This window comes from Bartonella sp. W8167 (assembly GCF_016100335.1).
GTDB lineage: Bacteria > Pseudomonadota > Alphaproteobacteria > Rhizobiales > Rhizobiaceae > Bartonella > Bartonella apis.
Genome location: NZ_JACFSQ010000002.1, coordinates 165,651 through 184,577 on the forward strand (window position 1 = coordinate 165,651; position 18,927 = coordinate 184,577).

The window sequence follows — 18,927 nt, forward strand, 5'->3', positions numbered from 1 at the left end:
AAAAATAAACGGGGTGCGATTTCCCACCCCGTTTATCATTTTTTTTAAAGCTGCCAATCAGCCTTCTTTTGCCAAATTACGAAGAACATACTGCAAAATGCCGCCATTATGGAGGTAATCAAGTTCATCGACAGTATCGACCCGGCAAAGAAGCGGAACTTCCTTGACAGTGCCGTCACCGAATTTGATCTTGGCAACAGTTTTTTGGCGCGGCTTCAGATCATTGATGCCATCAATAGTGACAACTTCATCACCTTTCAAGCCCAATGAACGCCAGCTCTGTCCATCCTCGAAGACAAACGGCACAATACCCATACCAACAAGATTGGAACGGTGAATACGCTCGAAAGATTGAGCAATCACCGCACGTACGCCCAAAAGATTGGTTCCTTTGGCCGCCCAGTCGCGGGATGAGCCGTTGCCATATTCGATGCCTGCGAAGACAACGAGTGGTACATGCTCGCTCTTATACTGCATAGCAGCATCATAGATCGATTCTTCTTCCTTGGATGGATAGTGAATGGTGTAGCCACCTTCGCGTCCATTCTCGCCAAGCATAAAGTTACGGATACGGATATTGGCAAAAGTGCCACGCATCATCACTTCATGGTTGCCGCGACGGGTACCATACTGGTTGAAATCGGCAGGTTTTACACCATGTTCGATCAAATATTTACCAGCCGGAGAATCAACCTTGATAGAACCGGCAGGAGAAATATGGTCTGTCGTGATCTTGTCCCCGAAAAGTCCGAGGATACGAGCTCCGTCAATATTTTTGAGCGGTGCAGGTACTTTCGGCATATTTTCAAAATAGGGAGGATTGCGAACATAGGTCGAGTCTTTGTCCCAAGCATAGGTTTCTCCCGCTGGAACCTTGACTTTCTGCCAGTTTTCATCGCCCTTGAAGACATCCGCATATTTTGATTCAAAAATCTTGCGGGTAACATTCTTTTCGATGAATTCCTGAACTTCCTGTGAAGTTGGCCAGATATCCTTCAGATAAACCGGCTTGCCATCCTTGCCGGTTCCAAGAGGTTCTTTTGTGAGATCCTTGGTGATGGTTCCGGCCAAAGCATGGGCAACAACGAGCGGCGGTGAAGCAAGATAGTTTGCCTGAACATCGGGTGAAACACGCCCCTCGAAGTTACGGTTTCCTGAAAGAACCGCTGCAACAATCAAGCCTTTATCGTTGATGGTCTTTGAAATTGCCGGCGGCAGAGGACCCGAGTTACCAATGCAGGTTGTGCAACCGAAACCGACCAGATTGAAGCCCAAAGCATCAAGATCTTTTTGCAGTCCGGAATTGACCAGATAGGCTTCAACCACCTGCGAGCCCGGAGCCAGTGAAGTTTTAACCCACGGCTTGGATTTCAAGCCTTTGGCAACCGCGTTTCGAGCAAGTAGACCGGCCGCAATCAGAACGCTCGGATTGGATGTATTGGTGCAAGAGGTGATCGCTGCAATAGCGACATCTCCGTGGCCAATGTCAAAATCCTCGCCTTCAACCTGATAGCGTGTTTTTTCACCGGTTGTTTTCTTATATTCATTGTGAAGAGCTGTGGCAAAACTTTTACCGACCTCTTCAAGCGGCAAACGCCCTTCCGGACGTTTCGGACCGGCCATGGACGGCACAACCGTTCCCATATCAAGTTCGATTGTATCGGTAAATACCGGATCAGCCGTATGGGAATCATGCCACATGCCCTGAGCTTTTGTATAAGCTTCGACAAGTGCAATCCGCTCTTCTTTACGGCCTGTCATATTGAGGTAACGGATAGTTTCCTGATCAATCGGGAAAAAGCCGCATGTCGCGCCATATTCGGGGCTCATATTGCCAATTGTCGCACGATCGGCCAACGTCATATGTTCAAGACCCGGGCCGAAGAATTCGACGAATTTGCCGACCACGCCTTTTTTACGCAACATCTGTGTTACGGTCAAAACAAGATCGGTAGCTGTTATGCCTTCCTTGAGTTTGCCGGTCAGACGGAAGCCGATAACCTCAGGCAACAGCATGGAAACCGGTTGTCCAAGCATTGCCGCTTCAGCTTCAATACCGCCAACGCCCCAGCCAAGAACACCCAGACCATTGACCATAGTGGTGTGGGAATCGGTACCTACGCAGGTATCCGGATAGGCTATCGTGTGGCCGTTTTCTTCTCTCGTCCAAACACATTGGGCAAGGTATTCAAGATTGACCTGATGGCAAATGCCGGTCCCCGGGGGAACAACGCGGAAATTCCGGAAGGCCTGTTGCCCCCATTTCAAAAACCGGTAGCGTTCGCCATTACGTTTATATTCGAGTTCTTTATTGTGCTGGAAAGCCAGCGGATTGCCAAAATCGTCAACGATCACCGAGTGATCAATAACGAGGTCGACCGGAACCAACGGATTGATTTTTTCCGGATTTTCACCAAGTTTCACCATTGCGTCACGCATGGCTGCAAGATCGACAACAGCGGGAACGCCGGTAAAATCCTGCATTAAAACGCGTGAGGGGCGATAGGCAATTTCAGCGCCTGCTTTTCCCTTGTCGTCCAGCCATTTGGCGATATTTAAAATGTCGTCTTTCTTGACCGTGCGACCGTCTTCAAACCGCAACAGGTTCTCGAGCAGAACCTTCATTGAAAATGGCAAGCGGGAAATGTCGGGCAAACCGTTCTTTTCGGCTTCCGTCAGACTGTAATAAATATAGTCTTTGCCATTGACATGGAGTGTTTTGCGGCACTTAAAACTATCTATTTGAGACACGACTGTTCGTCCTTATATCTGTGCGAGCCTTAAGCTCCAGGAACGAACGCCACAAACTGCGGGTCAAGATCGCAGCTACGGTGCGGGTGCAGTCATTTCCGCTGTCCGTTCCTCAACCGCCAGAACAAGCAGATTTGGAGACCGGCCCAAAAATTGTCCACACCGACCGCTGGTATGGTAACCTTGGTATAGTTCCTTTTCTGGAACTGTTCCAGACGTAATCCATTAAAAAAAATGTGTTTACTTGTTAAAAGGCTCCGGCCATCTTAAGAAAGGTTAAATAAAATCCGGTGGTTACATGGAAATAACAGCAGTTGATCTGAGTGCAAAACGTGGTGAAGAGGTGTTGTTCCAACACTTGAACTTTACAATCCACGATAGAGAATTGCTCACAATTACCGGTCCGAATGGCATCGGCAAGTCGACTTTGCTGCGAATCATTGCCGGTTTTCTGCAAGCAAATGAAGGAACTATAGAAGCAACGGAAGGCGGGCAGATTTTTCCTGTTGCTCTTGTCAGCCATTATCTTGGCAGTCAAAATGCCATGAAAACGCATTTGACCGTTTTGCAAAATCTCGAATTCTGGTCGGATTTCGATTCTTCACGACTTTTGTCGCCAATGGAAGCACTTGATCAGGTTGAACTTTCCGGAATTGAACATCTTCCCTTCGGTGTTCTTTCAACCGGACAAAAAAGACGCGTCGCCATTGCACGGCTCTTATTATCCCACCAACCTTTATGGCTCTTGGACGAGCCGACATCAGGGCTTGATAAACATGCAAGTGCGATTTTTGCAAAAATTATGGAAGAGCACAGAAATCGTTCGGGCATGATTATTGCAGCAACCCATTTACCACTTGGCATAGAAGAAAATCGTCATATTCTACTTGACGATTACCTTCCCGATTTCGAGGACAGCTGATGAAAGCCCTTTTCTTGCGCGATTTGCGTATTGCTTTTGGTCCGGGAAGTTCTTTATTAACGGGACTTCTGTTTTTTGCAGCAATTATCGTTATAACCCCGTTTGCTGTCGGCCCTGATCAGGAAATTTTGTCCCGCATCGGACCAGGAATGCTCTGGATTGGAGCGCTTCTTTCAATCCTTCTAGGACTGGACCGCATGTTCCAGACTGACCGTGATGACGGCAGCCTTGACCAACTCATATTGTCCCGACACAGAAAAAGCTTGAGTCTCGTTGTTTTTACCAAATGTTCTGCTCATTGGTGTGGAACTATTCTGCCACTTATTCTTTTTACTCCGGTGCTAGGTTTGATGCTCGGTCTTGGTGGAACAGCAATAGGCGGTCTCATGCTCACACTTTTATGCGGTACACCTGCGATTACCCTGATTGGTGCAGTTGGTGCGGCGCTTGCAACCTCGCTACCGCGTGGCGGCGTATTGATATCGGTTATTGTTTTGCCGCTTGCCGTACCGGTTATGATCTTTGGCGTGTCGGCAGCCTATGCAACCACCGCTCCGGGTATTTCGTTCATAAACCCGTTACTGTTTTTGATCGCTCTGTCACTGTTCTTCTCGATTCTCGGCCCATTGGCTGCGGCTTTAACACTTGCTTCATTATCGGACTAGACATCACATCTTCGTCAGATTGGTGTCATATGTTGGTCTGAATAAAGAAAGATAATTGCGACAAAAACAAAACCCGACCATAAGGGATATCATGGAATTGATACAAAAGAAGACAAACCGGTTGCAATCGTTGGCTAACCCGACGCGTTTCATGGGGCTAAGCGGTAAAGTTCTGCCGTGGCTTAGCCTTGTTGCTGTTATTGTTCTCGCCTGTGGCCTTTTCATGGTCATGCGCTCGCCCGACGATTATCAGCAAGGCATGACAGTACGCATCATGTATCTTCATGTACCTTTTGCATGGCTTTCCATGTGCTGCTACACGCTGATGAGCGTTTCGGCACTGGGAACTTTGGTCTGGCGTCATCCGCTTGCCGACGTATCGCTTAAAAGTGCTGCTCCGATTGGTGCCACTTTTACTGCTCTTGCCCTTATAACCGGCTCTCTCTGGGGGAGGCCAACATGGGGCACATGGTGGGAATGGGATGCCCGACTTACTTCCGTGCTCGTGTTGTTTTTGATTTATCTTGCGATCATCGCGCTTTCACGGGCCTTTGACGACGCAACAAAAGGCGCAAAAGCTGCGGCTATCCTGACGCTTGTCGGTTTCATCAATATACCGATTATCAAATTCTCCGTTGAATGGTGGAATACACTTCATCAACCCGCCTCAATTCTTCGCAAAGGCGGCTCGGCTATTGATAGCGCCATGTTATGGCCGCTCTTTACCATGGCTATCGGTTTCACATTGGCATTTTTTGCTCTTTATCTTGCAACTATGCGTACCGAAATTACCCGTCGGCGAGTTGAAACAATGCAAAGAATGGCTGCACGGCGCCTGCGTCAAAAGGAAAACGTAAAATGACCACTGAAAATGCAATTGGCATTTCCGACCGTATCGACATATTTCTGGGCCATTTCGACCATAGTCAGATTGTCACCTTGAGCTATGTTGTCTCGGCCGTTGTCCTGTTATTGCTGGTTTTATACATTGTCCTTAATGGCCGTCATCAAAAAGCCCGGCTTCAAAAACTTGAACAGTCAAATGCCATCCGCGCCAACAAAGTAAAACAGTGAAGATCATGGACGCGCCCAAGAAAAAAATGAGTGTTCCAGTGATGATCGCCCTTTTTGGGCCGTTCATCCTGTTTGTTGTTCTGGTTGTTATCATGTTCAGCCATATGGAAACGACCAATCCCGACACGGCCAATCTTGTTCCCAATGCACTTGCCGGCAAGCCTGCACCTGCAACAGTTCTGCCCCTTCTGGGTCAAGCCGGCTCCTTCAACCCTGACGATTTCAAGGGGCGCGTTACGCTTGTCAATTTCTGGGGGTCATGGTGTCCGCCATGTCGTGACGAACATCCCGTTCTTATCGAAATTTCAAAAGACAAACGCTTTGACCTTGTCGGCATCAATTATAAAGACAGAGAAGAAAACGCGATACGTTTCCTTGATAATTTCGGAAGCCCTTTCAAGCTTGTCGGCTTTGACCCGAGCGGCCGCGCAGCCATTGATTGGGGGGTTTACGGTCCACCGGAAACTTTTCTTTTAAACCGCGAAGGCATTATTGTTTATAAACATATCGGGCCGTTAACGCCACAAATCTATAAAGATGAAACATTGCCACAAATCGAAAAGGCCTTGAGCAGCAACAGTTCGTCGAGCAAGAATACTTCGTCGTCCGATAATTCTGCATACTGATGTTACCCTTACGGTGACAAAAGCTTCATCAACAGCAAAACATCAATGCGATCATATTGACCCTTGCGTTTACAAATTGGTCTTTTTTTTAAGCCAATAAATATTCCCGAAAACAGCGCAAATTATTTTCGAAAAAACGCGTATCCTTTTTCACGAAATTGATTGACGCGCATTTACGCTCGCTAACAAAATAAAAACAATCCCGTTGAAATACAAAAAACCGGCAACACATTGCCGGTTTTACCTCGTCAAGTTTTTCAAATCAACGTTCGAGACGCTCGATAAACCAGCGTGTCAGATTGATCCAGACATCATCTTTTTCGGCCAGATCCTCGACCCCGTGTTCGATATTGGGGTTGTCGTTGACTTCAATAACCACAATACCTTCATCGGTTTCTTTAATATCAACACCGTAGAGGCCATCGCCAATGCAACGCGCCGCTTTCAAACCGATCTCGACAACTGCCGGCGGTGCATCGGGAATAGCATAGGTTTTAAAACCACCTTCCAGTGGTTCGCCACCATTCGGATCATGTTTGATGATTTGCCAATGATGGGGCGCCATTTCATACTGGCAGACAAAAAGCGGTTTGCCACCCAAGACACCAACACGCCAATCGAACTTGGTCGGCAAATATTTTTGCGCCAGCAAAAGATCACTGTCTTTGAGCCACTCATGCGCAAGGCGGCGCAATTCTTCCATTGAGCCAACGCGTTTCACCCCGCGTGAAAATGATGAATCCGGAATTTTCAACACCATCGGGAAACCGAGAGTATCTGCCGCTCTTACCAGATCATCATTGCCGCCTATCATCACCGTAGGGGGAACCGGTACACCATTCGCGCGCATCAACTCGTCAAGATAGACTTTGTTCGTACACCGGATCATCGACATCGGGTCGTCGATAACCGGCATATTTTCCTGTTCCGCGCGACGTGCAAAACGATAGGTGTGGTTAGATATATTGGTTGTTTCACGAATAAACAGCGCATCGAAATTGGCAAGACGCGCAAGATCTCTTGCCCCGATTGGTTCGACTTCCACACCAAGGCGAGCCGCAATTTTTGCCCAATGCTTCAAATCTTCGACATTGGTTGGCGGCAATTCTTCTTCCGGATTGCATAAAACTGCAAATGTCCAGCGTGGCGGCACTTTGTGACGGGCTTCTTTCCAGGCTCGTGTCGTATAAGTTTCCATAGCCTCATAGAAAGCGTCGCGACTTTCACCTTCAAGCTTTTGCCAATTGGCGAAACCTATTTTGTGAATACGCGCCCATTCGCCCGGAATAACATGGACTTCCAATGCCGGAGCCCGATACCAGTCAAACAAAAGGTGACCGAATTTTTCAAAGCGGTCACCTTTTATATCATTTGAGTTATCGGTAATTCCAAAAAATACCCTGATAATTTCCGGTGCGCGTGTACCGTCTCCTTTCAGGGCTTTGTTGAGACAATCTTCAAGCTCGGGAATAGATTTTTTATAAAGTCGGCGTTCCGACAGATCAATCATGGTTTCCACCGAAGGTAACACACGATGCCCGCGGGCTTCGGCAAGAAGCGAACAGTAATAGGCGCGGCTTTGATAACGGTAGGAACGTGACAGGTTGATAATACGAGGACGCTGACCGGCAAATAATGCAGGATTAGCCAAATAGTCGCGATGTGTCATGACCTTGTGCGTGGTCGCACCATTATCTACGTCAGACACTCGCCCAGCAAGGATTACACAAATAGTCATAGGTAACTAGCTTTTCTCCAATATGACGGCCGCGCGCAGACCGTCTTTTCCAAAGCGCGCAATATGATCGAACACTTTATAATTCAAAGGCAAGTTTGCAGAATCGGCAATTGTCTCGCCTTCATCTTCCTCCACCCATGGATCATGGATAAGGATATGGCTTCCGTCATCACCGTGAACCAGTACCCAATGGGGAATTTTTTCACCAAACATATGGTAAAAACTGATAAGCACAAGCACCAGAGCACCGCGCGCGAGGGCTGCGCGAATGTCATCCAGCGTAAAAGCGGCAATTCGCACCGGAATATGGGCAGCATCAGCCTGCTCGCGAAAATCGGTCTGGGCAATTTCCATAATTTCGCGTTTCTTGGGATCACGTACCGAATTGATAAATAGAAATTCATAGCTTGTGACGATGATTTCGGCTTTCAAGCCATAATTATGGGCAAGAACCGCAAGGCCGAACGGTTCGCATCCGCCGGGTCCCGAAAGCATGAAGACAGTGGTGGCGCCGCGCCACAGTCTAAGTTCGAACACAGGATCAAGGCGGGATTGAGGATTGAAATATTTGAGTGCCATCATCAGGCAGGCGGCACCACAGGTAAATTCCGAAGTCTGCTGGTAATAGGGCACAGACGTTTCAACAGGCGTGTCTCCACGCAAAGTTTTTTCATAACGCAATGCCGGTGTATGATCGGCATAATAATCAAGGTAACGACCGATCGGGCGGTAACGGAAGCGTTCGTAAAGTTTGATTGCCCGTTCATTGTCTTCGCGAACTTCAAGGCGCATATAAACGCGCCCTTCATCAAAAGCCGCCTGCTCTGCTGCTTCCAATAGTCGAGAACCGACACCTTTTATTTTGCCACCGGGTTTGACAGCAAGTGAATAGAGCCGTGCAAGAGCAGTGCCTTTACGAAACAAAATCATTGCATAGCCGATAATTGTGCCATCAAGCTCGGCAACAATTGTTCGGGCTGTCGGCCGGTCTATCAATGTGCGAAAGGAGCGACGGGAAATCCTGTCACTGTCAAAGCAAGCCTCTTCAATCGCAACCAATGAATCTATGTCATCAATTGTCGCTTGCCGTTTTATCAAATTACCCATTCACCTGCTCTCAATTTTTGACGCCTTTCAACATTTCAGACGTAACACAGTCCATATAAGGGTTTTTTTACGCATGAATAGGCCATATTTCAGCTTTTTCAAGAAATCAGTCAAAGCTATCCCATGCTTTTTATAAATGGATAGCAAAACATCTTTATCTTCTCTTGAAATCATGCCGTTAACCATATAAAAACCTTAAATATATGAAAACACTATGTTTTCAATTTTAACCATAATTCAAATCTTAACGCGGTGTTGCATTCCTGTCATTGACTAGGAACCAAAGTTGGACTTTAACCTTTTGTTAACGATCTTTATCGTGACAGGTTAAATCGAGTACAAAAATGGTGTTTGCGTTCAGAATATTGGGAGTGGCGATTTTAGCTGTTGTCGGCATGACAACGGCAGCTAAAGCAGCAAGCGAATTTATGACCGTCAACGGCCAAACATCCCAGCCTATCGGACATTATGAATTTTGTGAACGCCTCCCCCATGAATGTAAAATCCGCAACAGTGTACTCCAACCTGTCAAATTGACGCAAAGCGTCTGGGATATGATGCTTGATGTCAACCACAGTGTTAATGCACGCATTACTCCCGCGACAGACATGGAACTTTACGGCAAGGAAGAATATTGGACCTATCCGGTAAATGCCGGCGACTGTGAGGATTATGTTCTGGAAAAGCAGAAAGAATTACGCGACAAAGGCATTCCGCTTGCAAGTTTGCTGATTACAGTTGTCCGCAAGCCCGATGGCGAAGGTCATGCGGTTTTAACTGTCCGCACCGATCGTGGCGACTTTATACTTGATAATTTGCGCGACGAAGTATTCAACTGGAAAGATACGGAATATACATATCTTAAACGTCAATCGACGCAATCTCCCGGAAAATGGGTAAGTATCGAACAACGTGACGATATTGTCGTGAGCTCGGTTAACAATTCCGGAAACTGAAAAACGTTTCACGCCCGCTTCAAATATTGATAGTTGAACTTACTTTTGTTTGAGAAGCCGTCTTCATCAGCTTTTGTAGCTGAAATACGGCTATAATCGATTAGCTCACGTCTGCTATATTTCTTCGCACCCGTCGCTATATTACAATCTTGTCCGGTTCTATGTCACAAGTTTGCCGGATAAGAAAGAACGTCCGGCACGTTAAAACTTTTACCTCATAGAAAGATCAGTATCGGTTTTTGACTGGAATAATATTTCATTGCCATCAATTAACCGCAAACATCGATCCGTTGGTGTAAAGTTTACGGCAACGCTGATTTTCTCGGAAAATTTTTAAGCAGCGGGTCAAGGCTCGTTAAGCCCCGCTCGGCCGGTTCAAAGCGCGTCTGGCAGACTTTAGTCGGTTTGTCCTCTCAAAACCGGCTGAAGACAAAAAGCAACAATCAGAAAGGTTTCCCTTCTATAAAGAGTTGTTCCAGACGTTTCATATCACCGGAAATATCAAAACCTTTTTTAGCAAGCCATTGGTCGTCAAGATAGGTTGAACGGTAACGTTCACCACTATCGCAAATCAACGTTACGAGTGAACCATGTTGTTGCTTTTTAATCATATCGGAAATGAGCTCTGCGGCTGCAAAGACATTGGTACCGGTTGATCCGCCACAGCTGCGCCCGATAAGGCGGCTTATAACACGCATAGCTGCAAGACTTGCCTGATCGGAGACCGAAATCATGCGGTCTATCACATCCGGCATAAAAGATGGTTCAACACGTGCACGCCCGATCCCCTCAATAACCGAGCGGCAACAATCTATTTCCTTTATCGAACGATCAGCATAATGGAGATGAAAGACCGAAGCCTCCGGATCGGCCACACAAAGCCTGGTAGAATATTTGCGATACCGGATATATCGCCCCAATGTCGCCGATGTTCCGCCGGTTCCGGCACTTGCAACAATCCATTGCGGAACGGGATGCAGTTCCTTGGCCATCTGGCAGAAAATTGAATCGGCAATATTGTTGTTCCCCCGCCAATCGGTTGCCCGTTCGGCAAAAGTAAACTGGTCGATATAATAGCCCCCCAATTCATCCGCGAGGTTTTGCGCTGTTACATAAACCGATTTCGGATCGTCGATAAAATGGACGCTGCCTCCATAGGCTTCAATAGCTGCGATTTTTTGTGGTGAGGTCGTCCGTGGAATAACTGTCACAAAAGGAACACCGATCAATTTGGCAAAATAGGCTTCCGAAACTGCAGTCGAACCGCTCGACGCCTCGACAATCGTTGTCTTGGGGCCAATTTTCCCATTGCAAAGAGAATAGAGGAAAAGTGAACGCGCCAGCCGGTGTTTCAGGCTGCCGGTCGGATGACACGATTCATCTTTCAAATACAGCGTTATTCCGCATGGTTCCGGCAAATCGTAACGGATGAGATGCGTGTCTGCCGAGCGGTTTATTTCCGCTTCTATGATTTCGATTGCTTTTTTTAACCATTCGTGGCTGCAAGAATGCGGCGCGTCATAGCTTACGGATAATTCAACTTTATTCACTTCAAATCTTCCTCCTGGAAAGACCTGAAATTATAAAATCAAATATTAAATTTGAAGAAAATACAGTTTATATTTTCTAATAAATAAAAAAACCTTGGAATAAACATTCCAAGGTTTTGACGTTTACTAGAATATTATTCTCTTCTACATCAACGATCAGGCTCTTACGCGACGACGTTCCGAAACCGGTTGGAAAGCAAGTTTTGCGTGAAAAGCACAATAAGGGCCAGAGTCACCGGCATCGGCACCACAAAAGTAGAAGTCATCCGACAACGGGTCACCAATTGGCCATTTGCAAGTGTTCTCGCTTAACTGCAACAGGCTCAAATGCCGTGACATCGGAACAACCACATCGGTTGATGGCTGTTCTTCCGCTTCTGAAACAGCATCGGCAACAAAATCCAGTTTCAAAGCTGTAGCACCAATGCTTGAAGGCTGCGGTTTTGCTGCAGCTGCGACAGCGGCGGCAACCGGCTGAACCGGCGTTGTACGGGTTGCGCGCGGTGCTTGCGGAGTAGGATTAACAACGGTTTCTGCAGGTTTTTTCGTGCGCGGCGTCGTCTTTGTTGTTTTACCGCGTCCTGACAGTTTCAATCGATGAACCTTGCCGATGACGGCATTACGGCTAACTCCGCCAAGCTGGGCAGCAATCTGGCTGGCACTCAACCCGTCACTCCAAAGCTTTTTCAAAAGTTCAACACGTTCATCTGTCCAGTTCATACCGGCACTCCGTTCCTTAATTTCCATCATTGCCTCATATCAGATAAGTGGCATGACAATTAACTTTATCATCTCTTTTATTGCCGGAATCCATCCCTGCGCTAAGAAGCGCAAAGCAGTCATACTTGTTATGATAATTATCCGGCAGAACCAAAAATGTTCCAGTTTTACGCTAAGTACTACTATACGCTTTGACTCTATGACAAGGGTCTACATGACCTTATATAGGTGTTTTGAGACGTTTTCCCCAACTTGCGAATCACTTTTTTTGGAAAATTCGAAAATTGCTCGTGAAAAATGTGATTTTTGCAAGATATTTTTTAAATATGGTCTTTCAAAGGCATCAATTGACTTTTTTCCCGACAGGCAGGATATTGAAAATGGATAGATTTTAGCAGCGTCGTGGCAAAATACGGCGCTGTTGATATTTTATCTCTGATAAAAACTGTTTTTCAAAAAACCTAACGTTTCATTCAGAAAAACAGAGATAATATTGTCCCTGCTATGACAGAGAGCCGGACTGTCCGGATTTTGTCACAGAGGAAAATTGACGATGGAGTAGGAGACCAGGCAATGACCCAAAACAATGCGCAACCACTTTATGATACTTTTGCACGTATCGGTTTGCGCTTCACGCGAGGAAATGGGGCCTGGTTGATCTCCGATAATGGTGAGCGCTACCTTGATTTTACCTCCGGTATTGCAGTCAATGCACTTGGCCATAATCACCCGAAGCTTGTCAAAGCCGTTGAAGAACAGGCCAACAAGCTCTGGCACGTATCAAACCTTTTTCAGTCTCCTGAACAGGAGAAAGTAGCAGAGAGACTTTGTGCAAATAGTTTTGCCGACAAGGTGTTTTTCTGCAATTCCGGCGCCGAAGCAATCGAATGCGCGATCAAGACGGCCAGACGTTACCAATATGTCAGTGGACACCCTGAACGTTATGAAATCATAACTTTTGAAGGTGCTTTCCATGGCCGCACACTGGCCACTCTTGCAGCCGGCGGCCAACAAAAATATCTTGAAGGCTTCGGCCCGAAAGCTCAAGGTTTCGTACAGGTTCCTTTCGACGATGAAAAGGCATTGCGTGCTGCAATTGGCGAAAAGACTGCCGCTCTTCTTATCGAACCTATTCAGGGTGAAAGCGGGTTACGTCCGGTTCCGACCGAATTCATGCAATTATTACGTCGCATCTGTGATGAAAACGGCCTGCTTTTTATCGTTGACGAAGTGCAAACCGGTATGGGGCGCACGGGCAAACTTTTTGCCTATCAATGGTCGAATATCGAGCCGGATATCATGGCGCTTGCCAAAGGCCTTGGTGGCGGTTTTCCGATTGGCGCCTGCCTTGCAACCAAAGAGGCAGCAAAAGGTATGACACCTGGCACCCACGGTTCGACATTCGGCGGGAATCTTCTTGCAATGGCCGCTGCCAATGCGGTGCTTGACGTCATGTTGTCCGATGGCTTCCTTGATCATGTCAATGCCATGGCCAATCTTTTCAAACAGGGATTGGCTTCTATCATCGACAGGTTTCCCGATGTTGTTCAATCCATTCGCGGTATCGGGCTTTTAACAGGGCTTAAATGCGTTGTCCCGAACGTTGAACTTATCGCCGCTATGCGAGATGAAAAACTTTTAACCGTTGGCGCAGGAAATAATGTTATCCGTCTCTTGCCACCTCTCATTGTGACCGAGGATGAAATCCGCGACGGCCTTCACCGCATTGAAAAAGCTGTCCAATACGTTTCTAATGCCCACAAACAAAAATAGGCTTGTTATTATGACGAAGAATATTCGCCACTTCACTGATCTTTCAATTCTTTCACCCGAAACTGCACGCAAAATCATCGAGCATGCCAAAAAGGTCAAAGCTCTTCTTAAAAAAGGGCAGTCGGAAAAACCGTTTATTGGCAAAACACTTGCCATGATTTTCGAAAAACCGTCAACACGCACACGCGTTTCGTTCGATGTCGGGATGCATCAATTGGGCGGCGAGGCCATCATGCTCACCGGCTCGGAAATGCAGCTTGGCCACAGCGAAACGATTGCCGATACAGCACGTGTATTGTCGCGCTTTGTCGACATCATTATGATCCGTACAACGGCTCATACCAGAATGCTGGAACTCGCCGAATATGCGGATGTTCCCGTAATCAATGCTTTGACAGACGACACCCACCCCTGTCAGATTCTCGCCGATATCATGACCTATGAAGAACATCGCGGACCAGTTGCCGGTAAAACTTTCGCGTGGATGGGTGACGGGAACAATGTTCTGCATTCCCTGATCGAAGCTTCGGCATTGTTCAAATTCAAGTTGAGAATTGCAACACCTAAAGGTAGCGAACCACAACAAAAATACATTGATTGGGCGCGTCAGCATGGTGCCGATATCGTTCTTACCAACGATGCTGAAGAAGCCGCCAAAAATGCCGATTGCATTGTTACCGATACATGGGTTTCTATGGGGCAGGAATTCCGTGCCCGTGGCCGCAATGTATTCCAGCCCTACCAAGTCAATGAAGCATTGATGAATTTGGCAAAGCCGGATGCATTGTTTATGCATTGTCTTCCCGCCCACCGCGGTGAAGAAGTTGTTGATGCTGTCATCGACGGCCCGCATTCTGTTGTCTTTGACGAAGCCGAAAACCGTTTGCACGCCCAAAAGGCTGTTCTTGAGTGGTGCTTGCAGGCGTTAAAATAATACCTATCTATAAGGCTACTTGCAAAAGGTTCTAGTGTATTTACCGGCTTCAGGCATTATGAAGTATTCATCTGGACAATATGTCCAGAGACTTCATTGTGCCAGAGCATCTTTGCTTTTTAAAGTAAAATCAAACAGAACCATTTTTGCAATAATACTCTGGCAGTCTTTAAGGAAATGCGGTTTTGACAAAAGAAATGAATGTAAACGACCAATCGGCTCAATACAAAAAGAGCCCTTCCCTTGGTGATTTCAATTTTGCTGGCGATGATGCAGTTGTGCCTTTCGAGGTGGAAGAGCTCGACGCACGTGGCCGCGCTGTACAATTGGGAACCGCGGTCAACAGCATTTTGTCGCGCCACCACTATCCAGAACCAGTAGCGCGGTTGCTGGCTGAAGCGATGGTTTTGACTGTTTTACTCGGCACATCATTGAAATTTGATGGTAAATTCATTTTGCAGACCAGCTCCGACGGGCCGGTCAATCTCTTGGTGTGCGATTTTAAAACCCCGTCCAGTTTGCGTGCTTATGCAAGATTTGATGAAAAGAAACTCGAAGAAGCTGTTGCTTCCGGTCATGATGCCCCTGAAGAACTTCTTGGCAAAGGAACTTTGGCACTCACAATCGATCAGGGCGAACATATGCAACGCTATCAGGGGATTGTTGCACTTGACGGTTCGAGTCTTGAAGAAATAGCGCGTAACTATTTCAAACAATCGGAACAGATTCCGACCGAAGTCAAGCTTGGCGTTGCGACACTTTTCGACCGTGATGAAAATGGCCATTCAAGAGAAAGCTGGCGGGCTGGCGGTGTGCTTGTCCAACATCTTCCAAAGTCTTCCATCGAAAGCAAAACGACCAAGAAAATTGATAAGAAGACCGATCTCGACCATTGGACTGAAGTCAAGGCACTTGTCGACACGATCGAAAGTTCCGAGATGACGGATCCACAGGTAGGAGCGGAAAGACTATTGTTCAGATTATTCCACGAACATGGTGTCAGAGTTTTCAATGCAAGAACTATTCTTGATCAATGTTCATGCTCGCGTGAAAAAATAGAAAATGTCTTGAATACCTTCACCGCGGACGAGATAAACTCCAGCATTGAAAATGGCAGAATTACTGTAAAATGTGAATTCTGTTCGACGGTATATAATTTCAATCCGGAAGAATTCCGGAAAACTCAAGACAATGTAGCCAATCTGAAGGCCAAGCAAAATTGATAAGTGCAATGCAGCCGATTGGCTGCGTTGCCTCATCTTGCATTGGTGTAATTCTTATAACTTAAACCGATGATGTAAACTGTTGGGCCTTTTCTATCCAATCGTGTCGGTTTACAGGGGTTTTGTTTTCTTGAAAATTTAAACAGGTCAAAGAATATCATCAGAAAGCAATCGTGTTTAACCTTGTCACTTGCAAGTTCTCCTGTCCGGCTCCATTTCTCGCTGTCTTGTTGATTGGTGTTTCACCTTGTCGCCTGCACAAATAATTGTCGAAATGGCTTTAACAAACTGATTATAGTTTCAGTTGACGCCTTTCGACATTCATCCGTTCTAAACAAGGGCAAATAAAGTTGTTTGAGGAATCTCATCAATCTTTTCTCAAAACGGTTTTCAAATCTGGAAAAGTACAGATGATGAAAAGCAAAAAACGAGACTGGTGCTTCCTCTATCTTTTGCTCGTTAATTTTTTGGCTTCACCATTAAAGACAAGTGTCCTTTCGCTCCTCAAATCAGGTTATTTCATAAATAGTAGTGAGGAAGTGCTTGCAGGGCTTAAAATGATTGGATAGTGCAATCGAACCCTCTTAAAATTGCCGGAATCATTCTGCTATTCTAATGATAGAGCGGAGTGAACAATCCGGTTTCCGATTTAACGCGTGAGTTTTTAACATTTTTCAAAGTCTTCCCATGTTGGCCACATTCCATAAAAACATTTGTTCAGAAAAATCGGAGCTTTGAGCCAATGCGCTTGACTGATGATGACCGCGCATTGCCGCCGCAAAGAGGTTCCCGTTCCAAAGGGGGCAAAACACGGGGAACCGGAAGCAGGCACGGGTTCATTTTCCGGCTGGTCAAATGGTGTTTTGTATTAGCAATATGGGGCGTTATCGCAATTGCCGGCTATGTCGGTTATGTTGCGCTCAGAATGCCGCAAGCCTCGACCTGGGATATTCCCCAACGCCCGCCGAATGTACGTATTATCGATCGTAACGGATTTCTGATTGCCAATCGCGGAACCACCGGTGGAGAAGCCCTTTCATTAAAAGAAATGAGCCCGTGGATACCAAAGGCCGTGGTGGCAATTGAAGACCGCCGTTTTTACGACCATTATGGTGTTGATCCGATTGGAATTGCGCGCGCAATGGTAACTAATATTATCCATAGTCGCAGCAAACAGGGCGGTTCAACACTGACCCAACAATTGGCCAAAAATCTGTTTCTTTCTCCCGATAGAACATTGGAAAGAAAGGTGCAGGAAGCGCTACTTGCGCTCTGGCTCGAGCATAAATACACCAAGGATCAGATCCTGGAAATGTATTTGAACCGCGTTTATCTTGGTTCGGGTGCTTATGGTGTCGAGGCAGCCTCAAGACGATATTTCGGAAAATCGGCAAAAGATGTTGATCTGATGGAAGCCGCAACTCTGGCGGGATTGCTAAAAGCGCCCTCGCGCCTTTCTCCTGCTCGTGATCCGAAAGCTGCCAATGACCGCGCCAAACTCGTTCTTGCTGCCATGAAAGAAGAAGGCATGGTGAATGACGCCGAGGTAGTGATGGCAGAAGCCGAACCGATGGCGAGGGCTGAATCTTATTGGACAGGTTCGGAAAACTATGTCGCCGATCAGGTCGTTCAACAATTACCATTTCTGATTGGCGAGACCGATAAGGATATTGTTGTTGAAACCACACTTGATATGACACTTGAAAGGGCTGCCGAAGAGGCAATCCGCACACAAATTTCCGAAAATGGAGAAAAACGCGACGTTAGTCAGGGTGCACTTGTATCAATTGATAAAAGCGGGGCAATCCGCGCCATGGTGGGCGGAGTAGACTATGCGCAAAGCCAGTTCAACCGCGCAACCGATGCAAAAAGACAACCCGGTTCCACGTTCAAACCTTTTGTCTATCTTGCTGCGCTTGAAGCCGGCCGTACCCCCAATACAATTCGCAATGATGCACCCGTCAGAATTGGCAATTGGACGCCGAGAAATTATGGCGGCAAATATATGGGTGAAGTTACATTGACCACTGCCCTATCCCATTCGCTAAACTCTGTTGCCGCCCAATTGATTATGGAGGTCGGTACCGACAAGGTCATCGAAGTGGCTCACCGTCTCGGCATCCATTCGGCTCTTTCGGACAATGCCTCGATTGCACTCGGCACGTCGGAAGTGAGCCTGCTTGAATTGACCGGTGCATTTGTGCCTTTTGCCAATGGCGGTTATAAGCCGCAACTGCGTCTGATCTCGAAAGTGGAAGATACGAACGGTAAAACCATATATGATTTTGGTGAAATTACTGCCAATCGCGTTGTCGAACCGGATATTGTCGGCATGATGAACGCAATGCTTGAACAAACTGTCGAGAATGGCACAGCACGAAAAGCTGCAATCGACCGGCCGTCAGCCGGAAAAACCGGCACGAGTCAGGATTTTCGTGACGCATGGTTTATCGGCTATACAACTGATTATGTAACGGGCATATGGTTTGGCAATGACGATGGCCACCCGATGAAAACAATCTCTGGCGGTTCGCTTCCCGTACGCGCGTGGAAATCCTATATGACGGTTGCCGAAAAATCGTTACCGGTTTCGCCGCTTCCGGGCAATTATAATCTGCAAAATGCAGTTCCCGGAGGCAATGATATTTTACCTGAAAGCGAACAACCTTCGACAACGCCTTATCCGGCTCCACCGCCTGAACCGGGAAGCAGTGACGATTATTGGGCTCCCCGTCCACAAGCCGACGTGAATGGTGGGGCTCAGCCGGCACAAACCAAAAAACGTTCATTCTTCGACTTTTTACGTGGCCGATGACAAGGAATGCGCTAAAAATAGCTAATGTCGCTGGCAATTTGCCGTGAACACGATAAAAGTATTTTTACGGGCT

General features: G+C 46.8%; 15 protein-coding genes. 10 read left to right on the top strand and 5 right to left on the bottom strand.

What is annotated here, in order from left to right; genetic code table 11:
- Window positions 1-57: 57 nt before the first annotated feature.
- The gene (gene acnA, locus H3V12_RS07455; protein ID WP_198214158.1) at window positions 58-2,751 is read right to left on the bottom strand and encodes an aconitate hydratase AcnA; all 2,694 of its coding nucleotides are present in this window, start codon (window positions 2,749-2,751) and stop codon (window positions 58-60) included.
- Window positions 2,752-3,049: 298 nt separating this feature from the next.
- Here acnA and ccmA point away from each other — a divergent pair, with 298 nt between their 5' ends.
- The 5 genes from ccmA (at window position 3,050) to H3V12_RS07480 (ending at window position 6,038) form a co-directional block, all read left to right on the top strand.
- A complete protein-coding gene (gene ccmA, locus H3V12_RS07460; RefSeq protein ID WP_075913599.1) occupies window positions 3,050-3,673 on the top strand; it encodes a heme ABC exporter ATP-binding protein CcmA in 624 nt (207 codons plus the stop codon).
- On the top strand, window positions 3,673-4,338 hold the full coding sequence (gene ccmB / locus H3V12_RS07465) for a heme exporter protein CcmB (RefSeq protein WP_075869716.1): 666 nt from the start codon (window positions 3,673-3,675) through the stop codon (window positions 4,336-4,338). Before ccmA ends, ccmB begins: the two co-directional genes overlap by 1 nt.
- Window positions 4,339-4,429: 91 nt before the next feature.
- Window positions 4,430-5,200 carry a heme ABC transporter permease gene (locus H3V12_RS07470; RefSeq protein ID WP_075869715.1) on the top strand — a complete coding sequence of 257 codons (771 nt, stop codon included), beginning with the start codon at window positions 4,430-4,432 and terminating at the stop codon, window positions 5,198-5,200.
- Window positions 5,197-5,412 (top strand): heme exporter protein CcmD, encoded by a 216-nt coding sequence (gene ccmD / locus H3V12_RS07475; protein ID WP_075869714.1) that lies wholly within the window; start codon window positions 5,197-5,199, stop codon window positions 5,410-5,412. Before H3V12_RS07470 ends, ccmD begins: the two co-directional genes overlap by 4 nt.
- Before the next feature lie 26 nt (window positions 5,413-5,438).
- Entirely contained in the window at window positions 5,439-6,038 is a 600-nt protein-coding gene (locus H3V12_RS07480; RefSeq protein WP_246784930.1) for a DsbE family thiol:disulfide interchange protein, read from the top strand.
- 262 nt (window positions 6,039-6,300) lie between these two features.
- On the opposite strand, the gene H3V12_RS07485 is transcribed toward H3V12_RS07480, so the two are convergent.
- Window positions 6,301-7,776, bottom strand: a complete 1,476-nt coding sequence (locus H3V12_RS07485; RefSeq protein WP_198214160.1) for a RimK family protein — start codon at window positions 7,774-7,776, stop codon at window positions 6,301-6,303.
- Window positions 7,777-7,782: 6 nt separating this feature from the next.
- The gene (locus H3V12_RS07490) at window positions 7,783-8,883 is read right to left on the bottom strand and encodes a GNAT family N-acetyltransferase/peptidase C39 family protein (protein ID WP_075869711.1); all 1,101 of its coding nucleotides are present in this window, start codon (window positions 8,881-8,883) and stop codon (window positions 7,783-7,785) included.
- Window positions 8,884-9,227: 344 nt separating this feature from the next.
- Here H3V12_RS07490 and H3V12_RS07495 point away from each other — a divergent pair, with 344 nt between their 5' ends.
- Window positions 9,228-9,839, top strand: a complete 612-nt coding sequence (locus H3V12_RS07495; protein WP_075915237.1) for a transglutaminase-like cysteine peptidase — start codon at window positions 9,228-9,230, stop codon at window positions 9,837-9,839.
- Window positions 9,840-10,282: 443 nt separating this feature from the next.
- On the opposite strand, the gene H3V12_RS07500 is transcribed toward H3V12_RS07495, so the two are convergent.
- Together H3V12_RS07500 and H3V12_RS07505 are read right to left on the bottom strand one after the other, a co-directional pair.
- The gene (locus tag H3V12_RS07500) at window positions 10,283-11,389 is read right to left on the bottom strand and encodes a PLP-dependent cysteine synthase family protein (protein WP_343211732.1); all 1,107 of its coding nucleotides are present in this window, start codon (window positions 11,387-11,389) and stop codon (window positions 10,283-10,285) included.
- Between the two features lie 156 nt (window positions 11,390-11,545).
- Window positions 11,546-12,109, bottom strand: a complete 564-nt coding sequence (locus H3V12_RS07505; protein ID WP_075913949.1) for a GcrA family cell cycle regulator — start codon at window positions 12,107-12,109, stop codon at window positions 11,546-11,548.
- 573 nt (window positions 12,110-12,682) lie between these two features.
- Between H3V12_RS07505 and H3V12_RS07510 the strand changes: the two genes are divergently transcribed.
- The 4 genes from H3V12_RS07510 to H3V12_RS07525 all read left to right on the top strand — a co-directional run bounded on the left by H3V12_RS07510 (window position 12,683) and on the right by H3V12_RS07525 (window position 18,854).
- Window positions 12,683-13,882, top strand: coding sequence for an aspartate aminotransferase family protein (locus tag H3V12_RS07510; protein WP_075913604.1), 1,200 nt, complete (start codon window positions 12,683-12,685; stop codon window positions 13,880-13,882).
- Window positions 13,883-13,892: 10 nt separating this feature from the next.
- The gene (gene argF, locus H3V12_RS07515) at window positions 13,893-14,816 is read left to right on the top strand and encodes an ornithine carbamoyltransferase (protein ID WP_075915644.1); all 924 of its coding nucleotides are present in this window, start codon (window positions 13,893-13,895) and stop codon (window positions 14,814-14,816) included.
- 197 nt (window positions 14,817-15,013) lie between these two features.
- A complete protein-coding gene (locus tag H3V12_RS07520) occupies window positions 15,014-16,039 on the top strand; it encodes an Hsp33 family molecular chaperone (protein ID WP_198214352.1) in 1,026 nt (341 codons plus the stop codon).
- A 742-nt stretch (window positions 16,040-16,781) separates the two neighbouring features.
- On the top strand, window positions 16,782-18,854 hold the full coding sequence (locus tag H3V12_RS07525; RefSeq protein WP_198214162.1) for a transglycosylase domain-containing protein: 2,073 nt from the start codon (window positions 16,782-16,784) through the stop codon (window positions 18,852-18,854).
- Window positions 18,855-18,927: the final 73 nt, after the last annotated feature.

Bases quoted from the DNA above. Each gene is read 5' to 3' on its own strand.
- H3V12_RS07470 (WP_075869715.1), top strand. From the start codon at position 4,430: ATGGAATTGATACAAAAGAAGACAAACCGGTTGCAATCGTTGGCTAAC.
- argF (WP_075915644.1), top strand. From the start codon at position 13,893: ATGACGAAGAATATTCGCCACTTCACTGATCTTTCAATTCTTTCACCC.
- H3V12_RS07525 (WP_198214162.1), top strand. From the start codon at position 16,782: ATGCGCTTGACTGATGATGACCGCGCATTGCCGCCGCAAAGAGGTTCC.
- ccmB (WP_075869716.1), top strand. From the start codon at position 3,673: ATGAAAGCCCTTTTCTTGCGCGATTTGCGTATTGCTTTTGGTCCGGGA.
- H3V12_RS07505 (WP_075913949.1), bottom strand. From the start codon at position 12,109: ATGAACTGGACAGATGAACGTGTTGAACTTTTGAAAAAGCTTTGGAGT.
- H3V12_RS07480 (WP_246784930.1), top strand. From the start codon at position 5,439: ATGAGTGTTCCAGTGATGATCGCCCTTTTTGGGCCGTTCATCCTGTTT.
- ccmA (WP_075913599.1), top strand. From the start codon at position 3,050: ATGGAAATAACAGCAGTTGATCTGAGTGCAAAACGTGGTGAAGAGGTG.
- ccmD (WP_075869714.1), top strand. From the start codon at position 5,197: ATGACCACTGAAAATGCAATTGGCATTTCCGACCGTATCGACATATTT.
- H3V12_RS07490 (WP_075869711.1), bottom strand. From the start codon at position 8,883: ATGGGTAATTTGATAAAACGGCAAGCGACAATTGATGACATAGATTCA.
- H3V12_RS07520 (WP_198214352.1), top strand. From the start codon at position 15,014: ATGAATGTAAACGACCAATCGGCTCAATACAAAAAGAGCCCTTCCCTT.
- H3V12_RS07485 (WP_198214160.1), bottom strand. From the start codon at position 7,776: ATGACTATTTGTGTAATCCTTGCTGGGCGAGTGTCTGACGTAGATAAT.
- H3V12_RS07495 (WP_075915237.1), top strand. From the start codon at position 9,228: ATGGTGTTTGCGTTCAGAATATTGGGAGTGGCGATTTTAGCTGTTGTC.
- H3V12_RS07510 (WP_075913604.1), top strand. From the start codon at position 12,683: ATGACCCAAAACAATGCGCAACCACTTTATGATACTTTTGCACGTATC.